Origin of the sequence: Endozoicomonas gorgoniicola, assembly GCF_025562715.2 — a bacterium.
Lineage (GTDB): Bacteria > Pseudomonadota > Gammaproteobacteria > Pseudomonadales > Endozoicomonadaceae > Endozoicomonas_A > Endozoicomonas_A gorgoniicola.
On sequence record NZ_JAPFCC010000001.1, the window covers coordinates 3,004,773 to 3,020,264 of the forward strand.

The 15,492-nt window shown below is 45.5% G+C and carries 11 protein-coding genes and 3 pseudogenes; 8 read left to right on the forward strand and 6 right to left on the reverse strand.

The features are described 5' to 3' along the window. Positions 1-36: 36 nt before the first annotated feature. Positions 37-872 (forward strand): annotated as a pseudogene (locus NX722_RS13850) (IS4 family transposase); the annotation flags it as partial. An 18-nt stretch (positions 873-890) separates the two neighbouring features. Here NX722_RS13850 and NX722_RS13855 read toward each other — a convergent pair. Continuing rightward, complete coding sequence (locus NX722_RS13855) at positions 891-2,528, reverse strand: IS1634 family transposase (RefSeq protein WP_262564376.1); 1,638 nt, start codon at positions 2,526-2,528, stop codon at positions 891-893. A 72-nt stretch (positions 2,529-2,600) separates the two neighbouring features. On the opposite strand from NX722_RS13855, the pseudogene NX722_RS29085 reads away from it, so the two are divergent. Beyond that, positions 2,601-2,852, forward strand: a pseudogene (locus tag NX722_RS29085) (IS4 family transposase); the annotation flags it as partial. Between the two features lie 182 nt (positions 2,853-3,034). Here NX722_RS29085 and NX722_RS13860 read toward each other — a convergent pair. From NX722_RS13860 to NX722_RS13870, 3 genes and pseudogenes are all read right to left on the reverse strand, one after another. Continuing rightward, the gene (locus NX722_RS13860; RefSeq protein ID WP_262567725.1) at positions 3,035-4,486 is read right to left on the reverse strand and encodes a catalase; all 1,452 of its coding nucleotides are present in this window, start codon (positions 4,484-4,486) and stop codon (positions 3,035-3,037) included. Between the two features lie 350 nt (positions 4,487-4,836). Further along, positions 4,837-6,244: pseudogene (locus NX722_RS13865) on the reverse strand (IS1380 family transposase). 265 nt (positions 6,245-6,509) lie between these two features. Continuing rightward, a complete protein-coding gene (locus tag NX722_RS13870; protein WP_262568507.1) occupies positions 6,510-7,028 on the reverse strand; it encodes a ferritin family protein in 519 nt (172 codons plus the stop codon). A gap of 334 nt (positions 7,029-7,362) precedes the next feature. Here NX722_RS13870 and tnpA point away from each other — a divergent pair, with 334 nt between their 5' ends. From tnpA to NX722_RS13890, 4 genes are all read left to right on the forward strand, one after another. Next, positions 7,363-7,533: an IS66 family insertion sequence element accessory protein TnpA gene (gene tnpA / locus NX722_RS13875; protein ID WP_262567727.1), complete on the forward strand. Its 171-nt coding sequence runs from the start codon at positions 7,363-7,365 to the stop codon at positions 7,531-7,533. A gap of 14 nt (positions 7,534-7,547) precedes the next feature. Further along, entirely contained in the window at positions 7,548-7,790 is a 243-nt protein-coding gene (locus NX722_RS13880) for a hypothetical protein (protein ID WP_262567728.1), read from the forward strand. A gap of 258 nt (positions 7,791-8,048) precedes the next feature. Beyond that, positions 8,049-9,554, forward strand: coding sequence for a catalase (locus NX722_RS13885; RefSeq protein WP_262567729.1), 1,506 nt, complete (start codon positions 8,049-8,051; stop codon positions 9,552-9,554). A gap of 86 nt (positions 9,555-9,640) precedes the next feature. Next, positions 9,641-10,114, forward strand: a complete 474-nt coding sequence (locus NX722_RS13890; RefSeq protein WP_262567730.1) for an ankyrin repeat domain-containing protein — start codon at positions 9,641-9,643, stop codon at positions 10,112-10,114. Here NX722_RS13890 and NX722_RS13895 read toward each other — a convergent pair. Continuing rightward, positions 10,096-13,323, reverse strand: a complete 3,228-nt coding sequence (locus NX722_RS13895) for an AAA family ATPase (protein WP_262568508.1) — start codon at positions 13,321-13,323, stop codon at positions 10,096-10,098. The two genes, NX722_RS13890 and NX722_RS13895, sit on opposite strands and share 19 nt — an antisense overlap. Positions 13,324-13,721: 398 nt before the next feature. On the opposite strand from NX722_RS13895, the gene NX722_RS13900 reads away from it, so the two are divergent. Further along, on the forward strand, positions 13,722-14,411 hold the full coding sequence (locus NX722_RS13900) for a helix-turn-helix transcriptional regulator (RefSeq protein ID WP_262568509.1): 690 nt from the start codon (positions 13,722-13,724) through the stop codon (positions 14,409-14,411). After that, positions 14,396-14,908 (forward strand): pyridoxamine 5'-phosphate oxidase family protein, encoded by a 513-nt coding sequence (locus tag NX722_RS13905; protein WP_262568510.1) that lies wholly within the window; start codon positions 14,396-14,398, stop codon positions 14,906-14,908. The genes NX722_RS13900 and NX722_RS13905 overlap by 16 nt, the downstream gene beginning before the upstream one ends. On the opposite strand, the gene NX722_RS13910 is transcribed toward NX722_RS13905, so the two are convergent. Next, on the reverse strand, positions 14,905-15,489 hold the full coding sequence (locus tag NX722_RS13910; RefSeq protein WP_262568511.1) for a hypothetical protein: 585 nt from the start codon (positions 15,487-15,489) through the stop codon (positions 14,905-14,907). The two genes, NX722_RS13905 and NX722_RS13910, sit on opposite strands and share 4 nt — an antisense overlap. Between the last annotated feature and the right edge of the window lie 3 nt (positions 15,490-15,492).

The following is a 15,492-nucleotide window of genomic DNA, read 5'->3' on the forward strand; positions in this document are numbered from 1 at the left end:
ATGGTCTCTAACCTCCGTACAGAACAGTAGTCGTACATGGAAGACGTCAGCTCACTGGCCAGAGAGCTTAAGGCTCATCTACCCTGGCATCAAGCCCGCATCATATTTCTCGCACAGTTCGTTCTCTCCCTGATCAGAGGGCGTTCGACCAACCTCTACCGGGTTGCAGAAGAGTTCCAGAGCTCTGCTCAATCAGAGTCCAGCTACCGGCGTATCAAACGTTTCTTTGCAGGCTATACCTACTGTTATGAGCAACTTGGCAGGCTCATTCTCCATTGGCTAAAGCTGGATCGCTACACCCTGTGTATGGACAGGACAAACTGGAAGTTTGGCAGCAAAGATATCAACTACCTTGTTGTAGCTATCGCGTGGCAAGGGGCTGCTATTCCTATCGTTTGGACGTGTCTGGACAAGAATGGTGGCAACTCAAATACTGATGAGCGGATTGCCATTATGAAAAGAGTCCCGGAGCTGATTCACGCTGAAAAAATTGACGGGCTTTTGGCTGATCGAGAATTCATTGGCCATGAATGGTTCAAGTGGCTTGATGAGCAGAAAATTCTGTGTCGGCTAAGAATTCGTGGGAATATCAAGGTACTTGGCAGTTGCGGTCGGGACATTGATGCCGTCAGGCTCTTCTGGAACGTCAAGCTCAACCAAACGGTCACATGGCACAGTAAACGCCGGGTATCCGGTGTGGATCTGTATATTGGTGCCAGACGCACCCTGAAGGGACTCCTGATCATTGTCGCCACCAGAAAGCCAGAAAGCCAGAAAGCATGATTGAGGATTATTACAAACGTTGGGCCATAGAGACGCTGTTTGGTTGCCTCAAAAGCCGTGGTTTTGACCTTGAATCGACCCATATGACCCGTCATTCAGCACCTATATCAGGAATAAATCTCTTGGTACGGTCGACCAAGAATTGAAATGATGGTTAATTGCCTCTCCTGCAAGCCAACGACATGTTTTTCATGACCATCGACCAATAAAACATTAATTCCCTGAAAGCAAAAAAATACCCAGCGTGCAGTCGGATTCTGATAGGGCTTTCGCTTCATATCCGGAAAGAACCTACTCTGACGCTTTAATTCATGCCTGATTCGATGCTGTATCGCTGCGTAGACTAACAGGCAAAGCGTCATCACCATAAGCAACGCTTCTATACGTTCCGGCTTCTTTAAAAACAGCGAGGAGACCAGAAATTCAGGGCTTTTAAGAAACCGAAATCCACGCTCCACCGACTGCTGTGATTTATAAGTGCTCAACACTTCTGCTGAACTTAGCCGGCTCCTGTCCAGATCATTTGTTGCCAACACAAAGCACCCCAGGGAAGCCTCTGCTACTTTACGACAGTCAACGGATACCCAAGGATGACCGCTGACATAATACTCCACGCTATCTGGTTTGCTGTCTTTCTCCGGACGTCCCACTTTGGTATAGCATGGTTTTGTCGTAATTACAGGTTCTGCCTGACAATAATTGCTTTTTGATTGCCACTCATTGAACGCACGCAATGCGTCCGTTTCACACTTGAACGGTTTCTTCGCCAGCTTGCTGGTCAGTGCTTCCGCTTCTTTTTCTGACTTTTTCAACAGTTTTTTGAGCAGTGTTTTCTGTTCGCTTTTCCGAGCCTGTTCACTGCGAATCAGAACCCACCGTTGAGATACATCCGCATAGTCGGACAGTACTTCGCAGCTCTCATAACCTTCGGCATCTTCAACCGGTGTCATCGCACAAGAAGCGACACTGTCCACAAGCTCTCTTGCGGATTTTATTTTAGCCGGAACCCGGGTGATGAACTGTTGCTTTTGCTGATGCAATATCTGTACATTGTCTGTTGTATAAAGTGCAGCATCGCCGATCAGGTAACGATTATTCAGCGCCTCTTTGTAGCATTTCAAATGCTTGCTGATGACTTTTTTAAAATTAGTGTTGTCGTTTATATTGCCACTGGATGCGGCCATGAATACGGGAATACCCGCCTGATTTTCAGTCATTAGGAGCAGTATCGCCTGATTTAATTCAGGTCGGTGATCTCTGCTGTATCCACGACAGATTTTAATGCAGTTCAGATCTTCTTCATCGACTTCAGACTCACTGTTATAACGACCGTCCACATGAAAGCTGGTTGAATCAAGATTCAGAGCATTACACGGCAGTTTCAAGACATTAACGGCCTTGACAGCCAGTGATAAATAGACCTCACTTACACCCAGTTCAAAAATTTGATCCAAGGCTCTGCCGAGTACACTTTCGTTGATATGTTCCGGCTCTATACCCGGCCGAATAAGTTTATCCAGTGGTTTGTCGGCGTGAAACTCAGGGAACATGTGGAGTGTGCGAGCAGTGAAGCCCAGTCCGTTAAGCAGCATTGAGACAACGGTTTCTCCGAAGGAAATCTTTCTGGTTTCAGATTGGTTGGGAACCAGAGAATCCAAGAGGTTAGCGATCCCGAGCTCTTTGCACATACCGGCCACCAACCCCGTATGGTCGATGCGTTGAATGTGAAATTGATGAGGTTGCATGGCATATGCTCAGTCTGAAAATTTTTTACATTTTAGATGGTTTTAGGAAATTCTCAGATTAAGTGCTGAATGACGGATATGACTGATCTCGACCGCATGGATAAGCTGATGGGCATTCTGGCATTAGCATTTGCGTGATGTTTGATTATTGGCCATTGGCAGTATGGTGATGCCAGCCTACTCCCTCTGAACAAGCATGGGCGGCCTGCCAAAAGTCTGTTCAGACTGGGTTTGGATATGCTGAGGCGAGTTTTGAAAAACGCATGCTCAAAAAACGATCAAATTGATTTCCTGACGATGCTACGGGTTTTGTCCCGTACATAGATCTGGAGGATAGGTCTTTATGGTCTATCGAAATATTTGCAACGGAACCGTCTCTCAGACTGCTCGCTTGTATCCCCCACTTGGGTCAATGGGGGTATTACGCGAATTTTTGATAAAAAAGAGAGCGATAATACCTCTGTGCTGGCTGAAAACCACAGAGGGTGACAGGTTATTTAAACATGCTATTTCAGCAACAACGCTTTAATTCTCTGCCCATAATCCTCATCACAACGGGTGAAGTGCTCAACCATACGACTCTGTACGGACTCCGTTGCCTGACTCAGGCCATCGACAATATTACTCACCAGTTGCTGCTTCTGGACCTCTGACATTATGCGATACAGATTACCTGCCTGAGAGTAATTATCTTCATCAGAAGAATCATAGGCTTTTAACCAGGCATGATTTTCCAGAGGCATTGATGGCTCACCAAACTGTGGTGCTGGTACAGGCGCATCAGAACGGTCATTGGGGTAGAAGTTAACATCGGCATTTTGCAGATGACCGGTTACAGAACAACCACTGGCTCCAGCCATAACGCCATCACGTTGATAATGATGCACCGGACATATCGGTTTGTTGACCGGAATCTGCTGATAGTTCACACCCAGGCGATGACGATGCGCATCGGCGTAAGCAAACAGACGCCCTTGCAGAACCTTATCCGGTGAGACACCAACGCCGGGCACCAGGTTGGAAGGCGCAAAGGCTACCTGCTCGGTTTCGGCAAAGTAATTACCAACATTGCGATTCAGCTCCAGTGTACCAATGTCGTTTAATGGAAACTCTTTATGAGGCCAGACCTTGGTTAAATCAAATGGATTGAACTCACACTGCTTTGCCTGCTCATCAGTCATCATCTGAATTTTCACCGACCAGCCTGGAAAATCACCTCTCTCAATCGCTTCAACCAGATCCCGTTGCATACCATCGCCCGGCTGTTTAGCGGCCTCATCATTGGTCAGCGTTTCAATACCCTGGTTGGTCTTGAAGTGCCACTTAACCCAGAAGCGTTCTCCCTCTTTATTCCAGAGGCTCAGAGTGTGGGAACCATAACCATTCATGTGCCTGAGCGATCCGGGAATACCCCGGTCAGACATAAGAATGGTGATCTGGTGCATGGCCTGCGGATGATTTGCCCAGAATTCAAAATGATGGGCCGGATCAGGCAGGTTGGTTTTCGGGTCTTTCTTTTGAGAGTGAATGAAGTCAGGGAATTTGGCGGGGTCACGAATAAAGAAAACCGGCGTATTGTTACCAACGATGTCGTAGTTACCCTGTTCTGTATAAAAGCGCAGGGCAAAACCTCTCACGTCACGGACATAATCGCTAGAGTCCTGACCGCCGGCAACGGTAGAAAAACGCAGGAAGACGTTTGTTTTTTTATCCGCTCCCTGAAGAAAGTCAGCAATCGTATAATCCGATAAATCTTTATTCAGTGTAAAGGTGCCATAAGCACCATAACCCCTGGCATGAACAACACGCTCAGGAATTCGTTCACGGTTGAAGTGCGCCAGTTTTTCGAACAGGTGGACATTGTCAAATGTTAACGAACCTCGCTCCCCGGCAGAGATACTCGTGTCGTCATCAGCGACCGGAGCTCCATTAGCAGTAGTCAAATATGTCTTGCTCATTCCAACCTCCGTTAAGGTGGGGGTTTTTATTATATGCAATCACAACTTTACGGATGGGTGCAATTAAAAATATGGTTCCGTTGCAAGTATTTCGATAGACCATAAAGACCTATCCTTCAGACACAACTAGCCCGGATATTTCATAAAAGAGCAATAATCTCCGGTCAGGTCGTTTCACTCTGGCTTTTCCGGAGGTTTGTTGCTTCACTGTCCATGAAAAAGCTATGGCAATCTGGCTCCACCTAGAATCCGAACGTTTTTTAGTCAGTTCCTGCTTCTTCAGAACAACAGAATGCCCCAGCACTCTCTCAGTTGGTCGCTATTGGGGCTGGCTGAGTTCGTGCAGCTGGTTATCTCGGTCGAGGCAACGGCATTGAATAAAAGATTTCTGTTATATGCTGCAAAAGCCCCTTGAATGGATAACTGCGAGGTAAGTGCAGCTTGACCCGGTCTTTGTACTCAACCACTTTGACCGCAACTTTACAGAGCTTCGTGATCACCGTTGATGGCTGCGCTTTTTCCAGCTCCGTACCTTTCAGTGCTTTGGTTCTCAGCTCATAATGAAGAACGTAAGCAGCGCAGGCGTAAAACATTCTCAAATGGTTCGCCAAAAAGCTCTGGTCTGACAAGCGGTCACCGGACAAATCACTTTTCAGATGCTTGATGAAGTTCTCATCCTGTCCTCTGGGACAGTAGAGTTCTTCATATATCTTCTCGGGAGAAGCCTCCTTAATCGAGGTCACAATAAAGCGTGGATTGTCGCCTTTCTGGTTGACCTCTGCTTTGTAGATTATCCGGGTATCTAGCCCTTTCCAGCTTTTGGCCTGATATTCTGCCCCCCGTAAAGTCTGAGGCGCTCTGGCTGCGGCATGTTGTTCAATTTTGCCAGTCCGGTTTTTAACCCTCAGAGCTTTCCGTGCTTCATCCAGCAACTCTTTGGCTTTAGGCCGCAAGGCCGTCTTGTGTCCTGTGCACCTTTACCCAGCACATAGTCGGAGTGAGGGGCATCCTGAACAACCTGCATCAACTCTGGTTGGGTAAAGTGGCTGTCTCCACAAACCGGTAAATGGGTTTTCGGCCATCTTTTACGGATCAGCTTGATGACTCGCTTGAGAATGGCAGCATTTTCTTCACCTGTAGGTGTTTTTCCCGGGCGAAGAACAGCTGTAATCAACTTGCCGCTGAGTCCCTCAAAAATCATCAGAGGTAGATAACAGTAATCCTGATACTTGGCTTGGCATTGAACAGGTTCATCTGTTGACTGCCATGAGTAATAGCAGGAGTATGGTCAAGATCGATAATCGCTGCTGCAGGAGGTAGTTCGTAACTGCTGATGAAGTGCTCTGCGAGTGCCTTGGCGAGCCTGTAAATGTCTGCCCGGGTCATAGACTGCCCCAGTCTTGTATAAGTGGACGCTGACGCAAGGTGATTATCATTGTCCAGCGGGTTCCGTCCGGTGACGAGCTTGAACATAGGGTCTTTACGCAGATGATTGCTGTCGCTGGCATCCTCATAACCGCAAGCCATTTGCAAGACTCTCTGGACCAGAAGGTCTTGCAAAGGATGATCAATATAGGATTGATGACGTCTGTCGTTGATGGCACTGCTCAACTTCTCAATGAGTCTACTGTGAAGGATGGTTTCCCGCAGCAGCAATGCACCAAAATCAGAGGATAATTCCCCACCATTGAAGTCTGCACGGACAGTTTTTCTATTTGACGGGTGAAAACGAAGTTGTTCTTGTGTAGATTTGGTCATGGCAAGTTCCGGTTTGCTTTTTCCGAAGCATTTTTTTGGTCGACCCAATCATATCAAGTGACTGGGCAGAACTTGCCTTCTTTCATGAAATATTCGGGCTAGAAAGTCAATTTTGTGATTTTTGCCGCGTAGCGGCTTGGTTCAACAAGCACTTTCAGTTCGCTCGCTTCACTACCCTGACGTGCCTTCGGCACGCGGCTGAAGCAGGTGTTATGCGGAAAAAGCGAGATCTGTGCCTCACTCCTTTGAAGCACAGAAGTCAAGGTTAATTTTGGAATCGTCTTAGTTGAGTTGCTAATTGTTCGGCTGGGTGAAGTTGCTCTGCGAGTGCCTGCACAGTCACTTCATCATGAGCTTGCTGCGCTGCTTGGATCGCCTGCCTTGTAGTTTGAGAGAACTGCTCACAAACTTTAGCCAAGTAATCAGCATTTTTTTGCACATCAGTACTTTGTGGGGGAGACTCAATCTTAGAATATTCACTCAAATCGTGATAAGTTGATGGAATTCTTGCTCCCATCATGCTGATTCTCTCAGCCACTTCATTTGACGGAGTAAAAGGTTGGACAGTTTGCTGCCCTTGCTGTCGGGTATTCTGCGTATCAGGAGAAACGGCCGAGAGGATTTGTGTAAATTCTGCCGACCTGCTGCCTTGGGTGTTCCATTGGCAGGCTCGAATAAGATTTTCAAGAGCTTCCCGTTCGCAATAAACGGAGTTTAACTTCTGAACAAGTTGCTCTTTTTTCCCTTGTTCAATGCTCAGTTGGGCCTCTTTCATATTTGCCATTGCTCAATCCAAAGGTATGCTCGTATGAGCAAAGGCAATGTACAAATATCATGTAGAAAGCACAAATGTTTCTTTATACATTTTTAACATTGAACAGAAGTATATAAGTTAACTTTCGAATAAATCAGGTAGCCTGAGGCCTCTAACCTCCAGCCCCCACTTCATCACGGCTTGCGGATCCGCACCGGGCGAGTCACCGAGGATGATGAAACCTGATCCGCAAGCCTTTAACGGAAACAAGCCCGAGTTTATATGTAAGCGTCAGGCCAACTACATCTACTACCCCTCTGTAAAATCCTGAACACTAATGCTTCCAAACATTCAGGAAGTTGCCATGACAACCCATCGCCCCACCGATTTCTGGAAACACCATATCCGAGCCTGGAACAAAAGCGGGCTCTCCCAGTCCGAATATGCCCGCAGGCATGAACTCCCGGTTAAAACATTCGGCTACCATAAAAGACGCTTCGATAATCAAAGGATCACTCAGTCCGCTCTCGATTAAAAGAGCCAAAGCCTTTGATTTCTGCTTCTGTCGCACAAGAGCCGCAACACCAAAAAACACCGGAAACAGGCATCACCCTTGTCAGCACCGGCTGGCTTCGTGTTGAGCTGGCTACCGGATTTGACGCAACGGCTTTAAAGCAGGTTCTCAATATTTTGGAGGTCACTGACAGGGGTTCAGAGCAATACCCGAATTTGTTTGCACACTGGGGGATTGAAATGGTGGAGGGTTTGCCTGATGGAAGCTCAGTGAGCTGAGAGGTTCATGCTGAATTTTGCGAGAAGCTGGCGGAGAAGTTCCGCTGCCTTACTCTCCATGAATTAGCCTCCGTTTTTCGTTTAATAGATTTTATCTATTGAAGACATATCCAAAGCAAATTATAAACATTGTCGCTTTACTGTTGTAATGACCTTTCTATAAAAAAACAAAAAAAATACTGCCAGTGCTGGTGTGCTCACAATGGTTTGTATCAGCGCCGTTATCAGATGGCAGCATTTATTTGAAAGGGGGACCTTATGAAGGTTTTTAAATACAGCATTCTATTTTCGACTATCTTTGCAGCCAGCACTCAGGCTGAAACGCTCACTCGGGATAATGGTGCAGCGGTGGGTGATAACCAGAATTCCTATACAGCTGGGGAGCAAGGCGCAGTTTTCCTTCAGGATGTTCAACTGATTCAAAAACTGCAACGCTTTGCCAGAGAGCGTATTCCTGAGCGTGTAGTGCATGCTCGTGGTACCGGTGTTCATGGTGAGTTTGTTGCCAGCAAAAATATTTCTGACTTAACCTTTGCTTCTGTCTTTGAAAAAGGCAAAAAAACTCCTGTATTCGTTCGATTTTCAACGGTCATTCATGGAAAGGGGTCTCCCGAAACTCTCCGTGATCCAAGAGGCTTTGCCACCAAATTTTATACGGATGACGGGAACTGGGATCTGGTAGGTAACAATTTACCTGTATTCTTTATCAGGGATGCGATTAAGTTTCCGGATATGGTTCATTCCCTGAAGCCTTCACCTGTGACTAATCAGCAGGACCCTAACCGCTTCTTTGACTTCTTCAGCCACGTGCCAGAGTCTACTCATATGTTGACCTGGGTTTATTCTGACTACGGAACTCCGGCTAATCTCAGGCAGATGGATGGGTTTGGCGTACATGCCTATAAAATGATTAATGAGGAGAATAAAGTTTCCTACGTTAAATTCCAGTGGAAGAGCCAGCAGGGCATTAACAATCTGAATGCCAGTGAAGCCGCTGAGATACAAGGCAAAGACTTTAGTCATGCGACTCGTGATATGTATACTGCTATCGAAAAAGGAAACTACCCCAAATGGGACCTGTACGTTAAGGTACTATCCCCCTCTCAGTTAAATGACTTTGACTATAATCCTCTCGACGCAACCAAGAGATGGCTGGATGTTCCGGAAACCAAAGTGGGTACTATGACGCTGAACCGGGTACCGGATAATTTCTTTCAGGAAACTGAGCAGTCAGCATTTGCACCGGCCAATCTTGTACCGGGTATAGAACCATCGGAAGATCGCCTGTTACAAGGCCGGGTTTTTTCCTACGCCGATACCCAGATGTACCGCTTGGGAGCCAACCATCAGCAACTCCCCATAAACCGTGCCAGAGTTCCTGTTACTAACTGGAATCAGGATGGTCAGGGCAACCAGGGTAATCAGACATCCGATGTTAATTACCAGCCGAGCCGTCTTGACCCAAGAACAGAAAGTTTGGAAGGGCGCTATAGTGCAATGCCTTTGAGTGGAAACTACCAACAGAAAGCCATCAGCAAGCAGCAACCCTTTGCCCAGGCTGGTGTACTGTATCGAAGCTTCAGCAAGGAAGAGCAAGATAACCTGATCAGTAATCTGGCCGGTGATCTTGGAAAGGTCAGGGACGACGAAACCAGGCACATTATGCTGAGCCACTTTTATCAGGCAGACAAAAACTATGGGACCCGGTTGGCCAAAGCTGTTGGTGGTGACCTGAGAAAAGTTAAAAATCTGGTGGCCATGTGATACCCGTTATTTAAGGCGTATTGATTGAAATGAGGCTATTTGGAACGGCTTATGTTTCTATAGCCTCTATCATTCCGGATAGAATTATGAACCGTACACTGACTCTGGTTAGTATTCTTTTTGTGTCACTGAGTACATGGGGCAGCAATAGCCAAAAAGAGGCTAATGAATTATTAGATTACTTTTTTGCCGCAGCCCGCACCAATAACACCGAAGTATTAAGCACATTTGCGGAGGCTGGTTTTCCTGTGGATGCCAGTAATCAAAAAGGATATACGGCCCTGATGGTAGCCACTTACAATGGCCAGCGTAATGCATTTGACTACCTTTTGAAAATAGGTGCCAACCCTTGCTTGCAGGACAACAAGGGTAATACTGCCCTGATGGCCGCCATATTCCGTGGTGAACTCTCTATGACTTATCGCTTAATGCAAGAAGGTTGTGACACAGCCCAGACCAATAAGGCTGGAAACGATGCCAAAGCCTTTGCAGAGGTCTTTGGGCGTAATCAGATTCTACAAAAACTGAAAGCCGACAAGGCTCAGAAGTTTTCAAAATGACTCTTGGCATCACCATGCAAACCAACTTGTGGCCGTAGCCTCAGTCTTTCTGTTTTCTGTATGGCTCTTAAGGCTCCCTGTACAACTGTATCATTACCCGTTGATGGCTGCCTGGCTATACAGCTCCAACGTCTCTCATGCCAGTTAGCAAATGTTTCTGGTGACTGCCCCAAAGCCTCCGGCTTATATAATTTCCCTTTAATCTGTGACACCCTGTTCATCCCCTGTTTTGTGGCTTTGAGCTGAATATAATGCATCATGCGCTGATAAGACTTCAGCTCAAACCGGTAGTATCGCGCCCTCTGCCCGTTACCGATTCGTACTTGTCTTGACTCTGTTTTCAGACCCAACTGGTTCAACAAAAAGCTAATATAGCGATTGGGCTGTTTCGGGCGCACTACCTTTTGATACTGCCCTGTTCCCTGAATCATGGAAGCCGGAATTAACCCCAGCCGCTTTAACGCCCATGGAAACTCTTTCTCTATTTGCATCACCCTGTCTACTACCTGCCGAGCTTCTGTTTCTGTCCACTCGTTCAGCCAACCGTTGTTATCGCGCAGAGGTTCAGTCAGATAATGAAGGTATTTCTGCTCCAGCGACTCATATTTCCTATGGCAAAGCGGTGTATCTCTGTCGTCATCATGGGCTGCAAGGCTCAGATTATTGGCAAAGGGCGTCATGCAAGCCCGACTGAACTTTCTCGCGCCAATGTCCAACCAGAAATCACAATCGTCTTCAGTGAGTTGTGTCGCATCAATACCCAGCTCCAGACCAATTCGATAACGCTGGCAGCTTAATTGTTCGATTTCTGTCTTTAAGGACTGACTGGAAAGCTGCTGATACTCCGTTTCAGACAGCCGTTTTGCCTGAACTAATTTTCGGGGCAGTTCTTCCCTGTGTTTCTGTCGTATAGCTTTTAACTCGTCGGCAACACCGCTATTGTCATCCTCCGGATTCTGGCTTTCAGACAATGGCGTTACCGTAATCTTGCGTTGCTCCAGATAATTCCACAGAGCATTGGCACCCATCTTTAACAGCCTTGCTTTACTGGCTCTTTGTCGCTCGACAAATCCCACATAGTCACTGGCATAAGCAGGTTTTGAAGCATCAAATCCCGCCATACGCTCCAGACAGTGAATCCGCTGTAAGAAGTCCTCGCAATCTCTGGAGGGCGGCATTAAATCCCCTATCACGGTAAATTCCTCTGTTTTGCGGTAACGGAACATCTGCTGCATGATGGCCGGGGCATCCAGTTTGTTGTAGCTGAAGACATAGCAATGATCCGGTTTAACGCTGGTAACAGACAAACCGCCCACAATCGCAGGAGAATACAGCACCATAGAGTATTTCGGGGCTTCTGTTTCGGGCTGTTGTAAAAATAACTTACCTTCTTGGTGTGAGCTGTTATTGGCATGAATGGACAGGCAACTCAGATTTGGGTTGCTCTGCTCAACTTGCTCCCGCAAGTCATTGACCAGCTTTTTGCTGTCGGAAGCCACGGTAATAATCTGTCCCAGCTTGATCCGATCCTGCAAGTCGGCAATAGCGGCATTTCTGGCTTTGATTCCTGTGCCAAAGCCTACCTTGATATCAATGTCTTCAAAGGGCTTGTCATACACCTCCATTCTGTCGCATAGGTGTGGGAACCATTCACGGAACTGCCAAAGGCAGTCTGACGATAAATCCGCATCCATGCACAAAACCACACCACTGTTTTCGATGGTTTTTTCGATCAAGTCCAGCAGTGTGTAAAATACTGCCTCCGGGCGGTCGATTTTACCGCTGGTAAACGCCGACAGTATCTGGGTAATCTCATCGAGCAACAGTACATCTATTTTCTTGATGGAACCGTCAGAGTTTTTATAGACCGGAGTTACCTGTAACTTGTTCAGGCTATGAACCGTCGTTGCCAATCTGTTAACCGTCGCCGCATTTTCTGGATGCAGGCTTTGATAATGATCCAGTCCAAAGCTTTCGGCTACTTCTTGTGTCAGCGCACAGTTAGCACTGACCGATAAAATCCGGGCTTCCGGATTTTGGCTCAGACCATGAACCAGCGCTCTGGCGGTTTTGGTTTTCCCGGTGCCATGCCCTGCTTTGATAAAAATTAACTGCTCTGGACTCAGATCAATGGTTCTTGGGTTGATGCTGTCTGTGATCCGGTGATATTGAGTCCCCAGAGACTGGATCAACTTTGGTGAAAACGAATCATTCTGACGAACGACGTCCAGTTGTTGCTGACGATAGCCGTACAGTTTATGGGACAGGGCTTTCAGCGTGTCAGGATGCACACAGAACCGACAGGCCATGTTGATTGCATCCATCATTTGCTGCTCAGACAGCCGGGCTGGCACCAGATGGTGGAACCGCTGAATGATTTTCAGGGCAGCACTGACGGCCTGAACTGGGCATTCAGAACAAACCGATTGCAAAGTACCTATGGCCTGCTTGAAATTCTGCTCACTGATTCTGTCTGAAAGCAGTGAATTTGTTGTGACGGTTTGCAGGTCAACCGGAACCAGTGGTGGTCGTGCAGGTTGTAATAGTTGCTGTTTAAGAGCGGCTAATCCTTCACGCTGTCGTACATCACTCCAGTCATCGCCAAACTGCTCAGGTACAAGCCATTGGTAGCCCGTTCGCTGGCAGGCAAAGATTCCTGGCAGGTCGTGGTCCAGTGCGACCACCCACTGATTTTTCAGGTGCGGCCACTGCTCTGTTAGCTGCGACACTATGGACGCGGCATTGTTCTCTCCAACAATACTTATGACGGGTTCACCTGTTGCCAGATAAACGCTGACACTATCGGCTACCCCTCCCACGATTCTTACTGTACCTAAATAGTCAGGCAGCTCTGCAATACTCATCCCCACCAGAGCAAAACCCTTTGAAGTCTGGGTATGGCGGGTGACTTTTTTGTTGTCACTTGGACTGAAACGTTCCGGACATCGTTTATGTAATACGCTCCTTGGGTATATCCGTTCATAGCCGCATAACTGTCCCTGTGTATTCATCAGTGGGTATTCGAGGCATTCTCCGTACCACTGGTCCTGGGTAATTCTCAGTCCCACCAGTTGTTGCATCAATTCCAGGCTGAGCTGTTTTTCCTGTAGGTAGCCTGTGGGGTCAGTGCATAAAATGCTGTCTTGTGGAGTGGTGAGGAAACGGGCTTGCTGAAAAGTATTGTTGGATAGCTGGGAGGCTGCGGGCATGATGCACACAGAAAACTGAAGCTGAAAATGGTTATAGTGGTGTAAAATTTGATCTTAATTAATCAGTTGCTTTTGTGTTGAAAAGCAGCTGGCTAACTGAGCAGGACAATCTAGAATAGATCATGTTAAAAACTCCAAAATTTATGTCAGAGCCATAATTCAGCTATATTTAGCAGGAGCTGAAAAGTGGCTTTGACGGCAACGATGAGTCGAAATCAGCTTAACCGCAGACAAGTGGCTCCACCCACTTGTCTGCTCTTCCTCAAGTAAATGTTTAGCACAGGCATTTTATAGCTACCTGAATTTTGTACTAGAACTTTTGTTCTGATTTCATGAGCCCCTACAAAACCAGCAGCCTCATGCCCTTGCCCGTACTAATTTACAGTGAGGAACCATACATGGATATTAATAATACTGACCGGAAGAAGATGGATAACTCCGGTGATATGCATGCCATTCTCAATCTTGATCATCAATTCTGTTATGTAAACCCAGCTTGGTATAACTGGTATGACCTTAACGCAAAACAATTTGATGCTGTCAGCAGGCATTATTCTGCAATTCCTAACAAAATCTTTGAGTGCTGTTCGGATCGGTTTGAAGTTCAGGACAATCGAACTATTGTATCCAGGCAGGCTGTTTCTACTTTTGGCGTACATTATTGTAAATATCACAAGGGCTATCGTGCGAGCATTTGTACGATCTCACCGATAATAAAAAATGATTTGGTCATTGGTTTGAATGGTCATGCAAAACTGTTATCCCGCATTTTTATAGAAAAGCAGAAAAAGATACAAGCTGAGTATAAAATAACTCTGTCCGATATGGTTATGACTATTGGATCACCAGATGGTATTGGTGATGCAATGTTTACTAGCCTGTTTCTATACCTTATAGGGTTTAATGAAAAACAGATTGCATATATTCGCAACAAAAGCATTAGAACAATATACGCACAACTCGACACTTTGAAATTCAAGTTAAATGTTGACAATAAAGAACAGCTAAAAGAGTTCGCTATTCAAAAACAATGGTATCTTTATTTGCCTAAAGATCTGACAGGAAAAGAGCTATGCATGATTATCTAGATGATTACAAAACTATTTTAAATATAATTATGACCGTTCCGTATGCAGTAATAGCTACAACAGGAAAGAATGGTAACCCCTGGAACACACCCGTCCATGTTGCCATTGATGATCAATTTAATTTTTATTGGGCATCCACCAAAAATTCTGTACATTCTCTAAACATACAGGATAATACTAACGTTTTCATTGTAGTATTTGACTCATCAGATTCGTTATATGAAGGAAAAGGACTTTATATACAAGGCATAGCAAGAGAAATTACTGACAATGACGAGCTTGAATTCTCCAAAGAGTGCATGAGAAAAACTATAAGTCCTGAAAAGTTAGTTCGCAGTTCCAAACCTTTCATATCAAAGAGAAAAATGTTTATCGCAGAGCCAACTCAACTTTGGATTAATGATGCTGTATTCACTGAAGAAGGAAGACTTGTAGAAGACTTCCGTCGCCAAATAGATATAAAAAAACTCGTCGATTATAAAAAGCAAAATCCCTAAATACATGATAATTTAAAGTCCCACTTTGACAACCTTGAGAGAATTTCTTTTGCTTTGTTAACATTTTTATCTTGGATAGAACAACTCAAAATTTCAGTTAGCTTCTTCAATTCCTGCACTTCAGAATTTTCTAACTCATCAATCACATCATCTTTTTTTAACAATTTGGTGTACAGATTCAATGCATTATTAGAAATATAAAGATAATGATAAACTTTCTCCATGGATGCTACATCCCCTACAAAATCAACCTCAGTATCAACTGCTAACATGCTTGTCAGCTTAACCACTTTTAGTCCTTTTGGTGATAAAATAAATTCGGTATAGCCATTTGTATCAATTTTTATAACTAATTTACACTGATAGATGACACCATACTCCCCTCGCCATCTAATATTAATAGATGGCGTAATTCCTGCATTATCATTAATTGGCCATAAAAATACTTTGACCCCACTCTCCTGGTATAAAAATGAAAATGAATAACTAACCCTTATAGGCAATTTATCCCCTGGGCATGCCAGAACTTTCAGCAAACCAGAAAAATACTCAACAGCTATATATTCTTTTAATTTATTCATAAA

Excerpts from the sequence above, each read along its gene's own strand:
- NX722_RS13855 (WP_262564376.1), bottom strand. The coding sequence starts at position 2,528 with ATGCAACCTCATCAATTTCACATTCAACGCATCGACCATACGGGGTTG.
- NX722_RS13860 (WP_262567725.1), bottom strand. The coding sequence starts at position 4,486 with ATGAGCAAGACATATTTGACTACTGCTAATGGAGCTCCGGTCGCTGAT.
- NX722_RS13870 (WP_262568507.1), bottom strand. The coding sequence starts at position 7,028 with ATGGCAAATATGAAAGAGGCCCAACTGAGCATTGAACAAGGGAAAAAA.
- tnpA (WP_262567727.1), top strand. The coding sequence starts at position 7,363 with ATGACAACCCATCGCCCCACCGATTTCTGGAAACACCATATCCGAGCC.
- NX722_RS13885 (WP_262567729.1), top strand. The coding sequence starts at position 8,049 with ATGAAGGTTTTTAAATACAGCATTCTATTTTCGACTATCTTTGCAGCC.
- NX722_RS13890 (WP_262567730.1), top strand. The coding sequence starts at position 9,641 with ATGAACCGTACACTGACTCTGGTTAGTATTCTTTTTGTGTCACTGAGT.
- NX722_RS13895 (WP_262568508.1), bottom strand. The coding sequence starts at position 13,323 with ATGCCCGCAGCCTCCCAGCTATCCAACAATACTTTTCAGCAAGCCCGT.
- NX722_RS13900 (WP_262568509.1), top strand. The coding sequence starts at position 13,722 with ATGGATATTAATAATACTGACCGGAAGAAGATGGATAACTCCGGTGAT.
- NX722_RS13905 (WP_262568510.1), top strand. The coding sequence starts at position 14,396 with ATGCATGATTATCTAGATGATTACAAAACTATTTTAAATATAATTATG.
- NX722_RS13910 (WP_262568511.1), bottom strand. The coding sequence starts at position 15,489 with ATGAATAAATTAAAAGAATATATAGCTGTTGAGTATTTTTCTGGTTTG.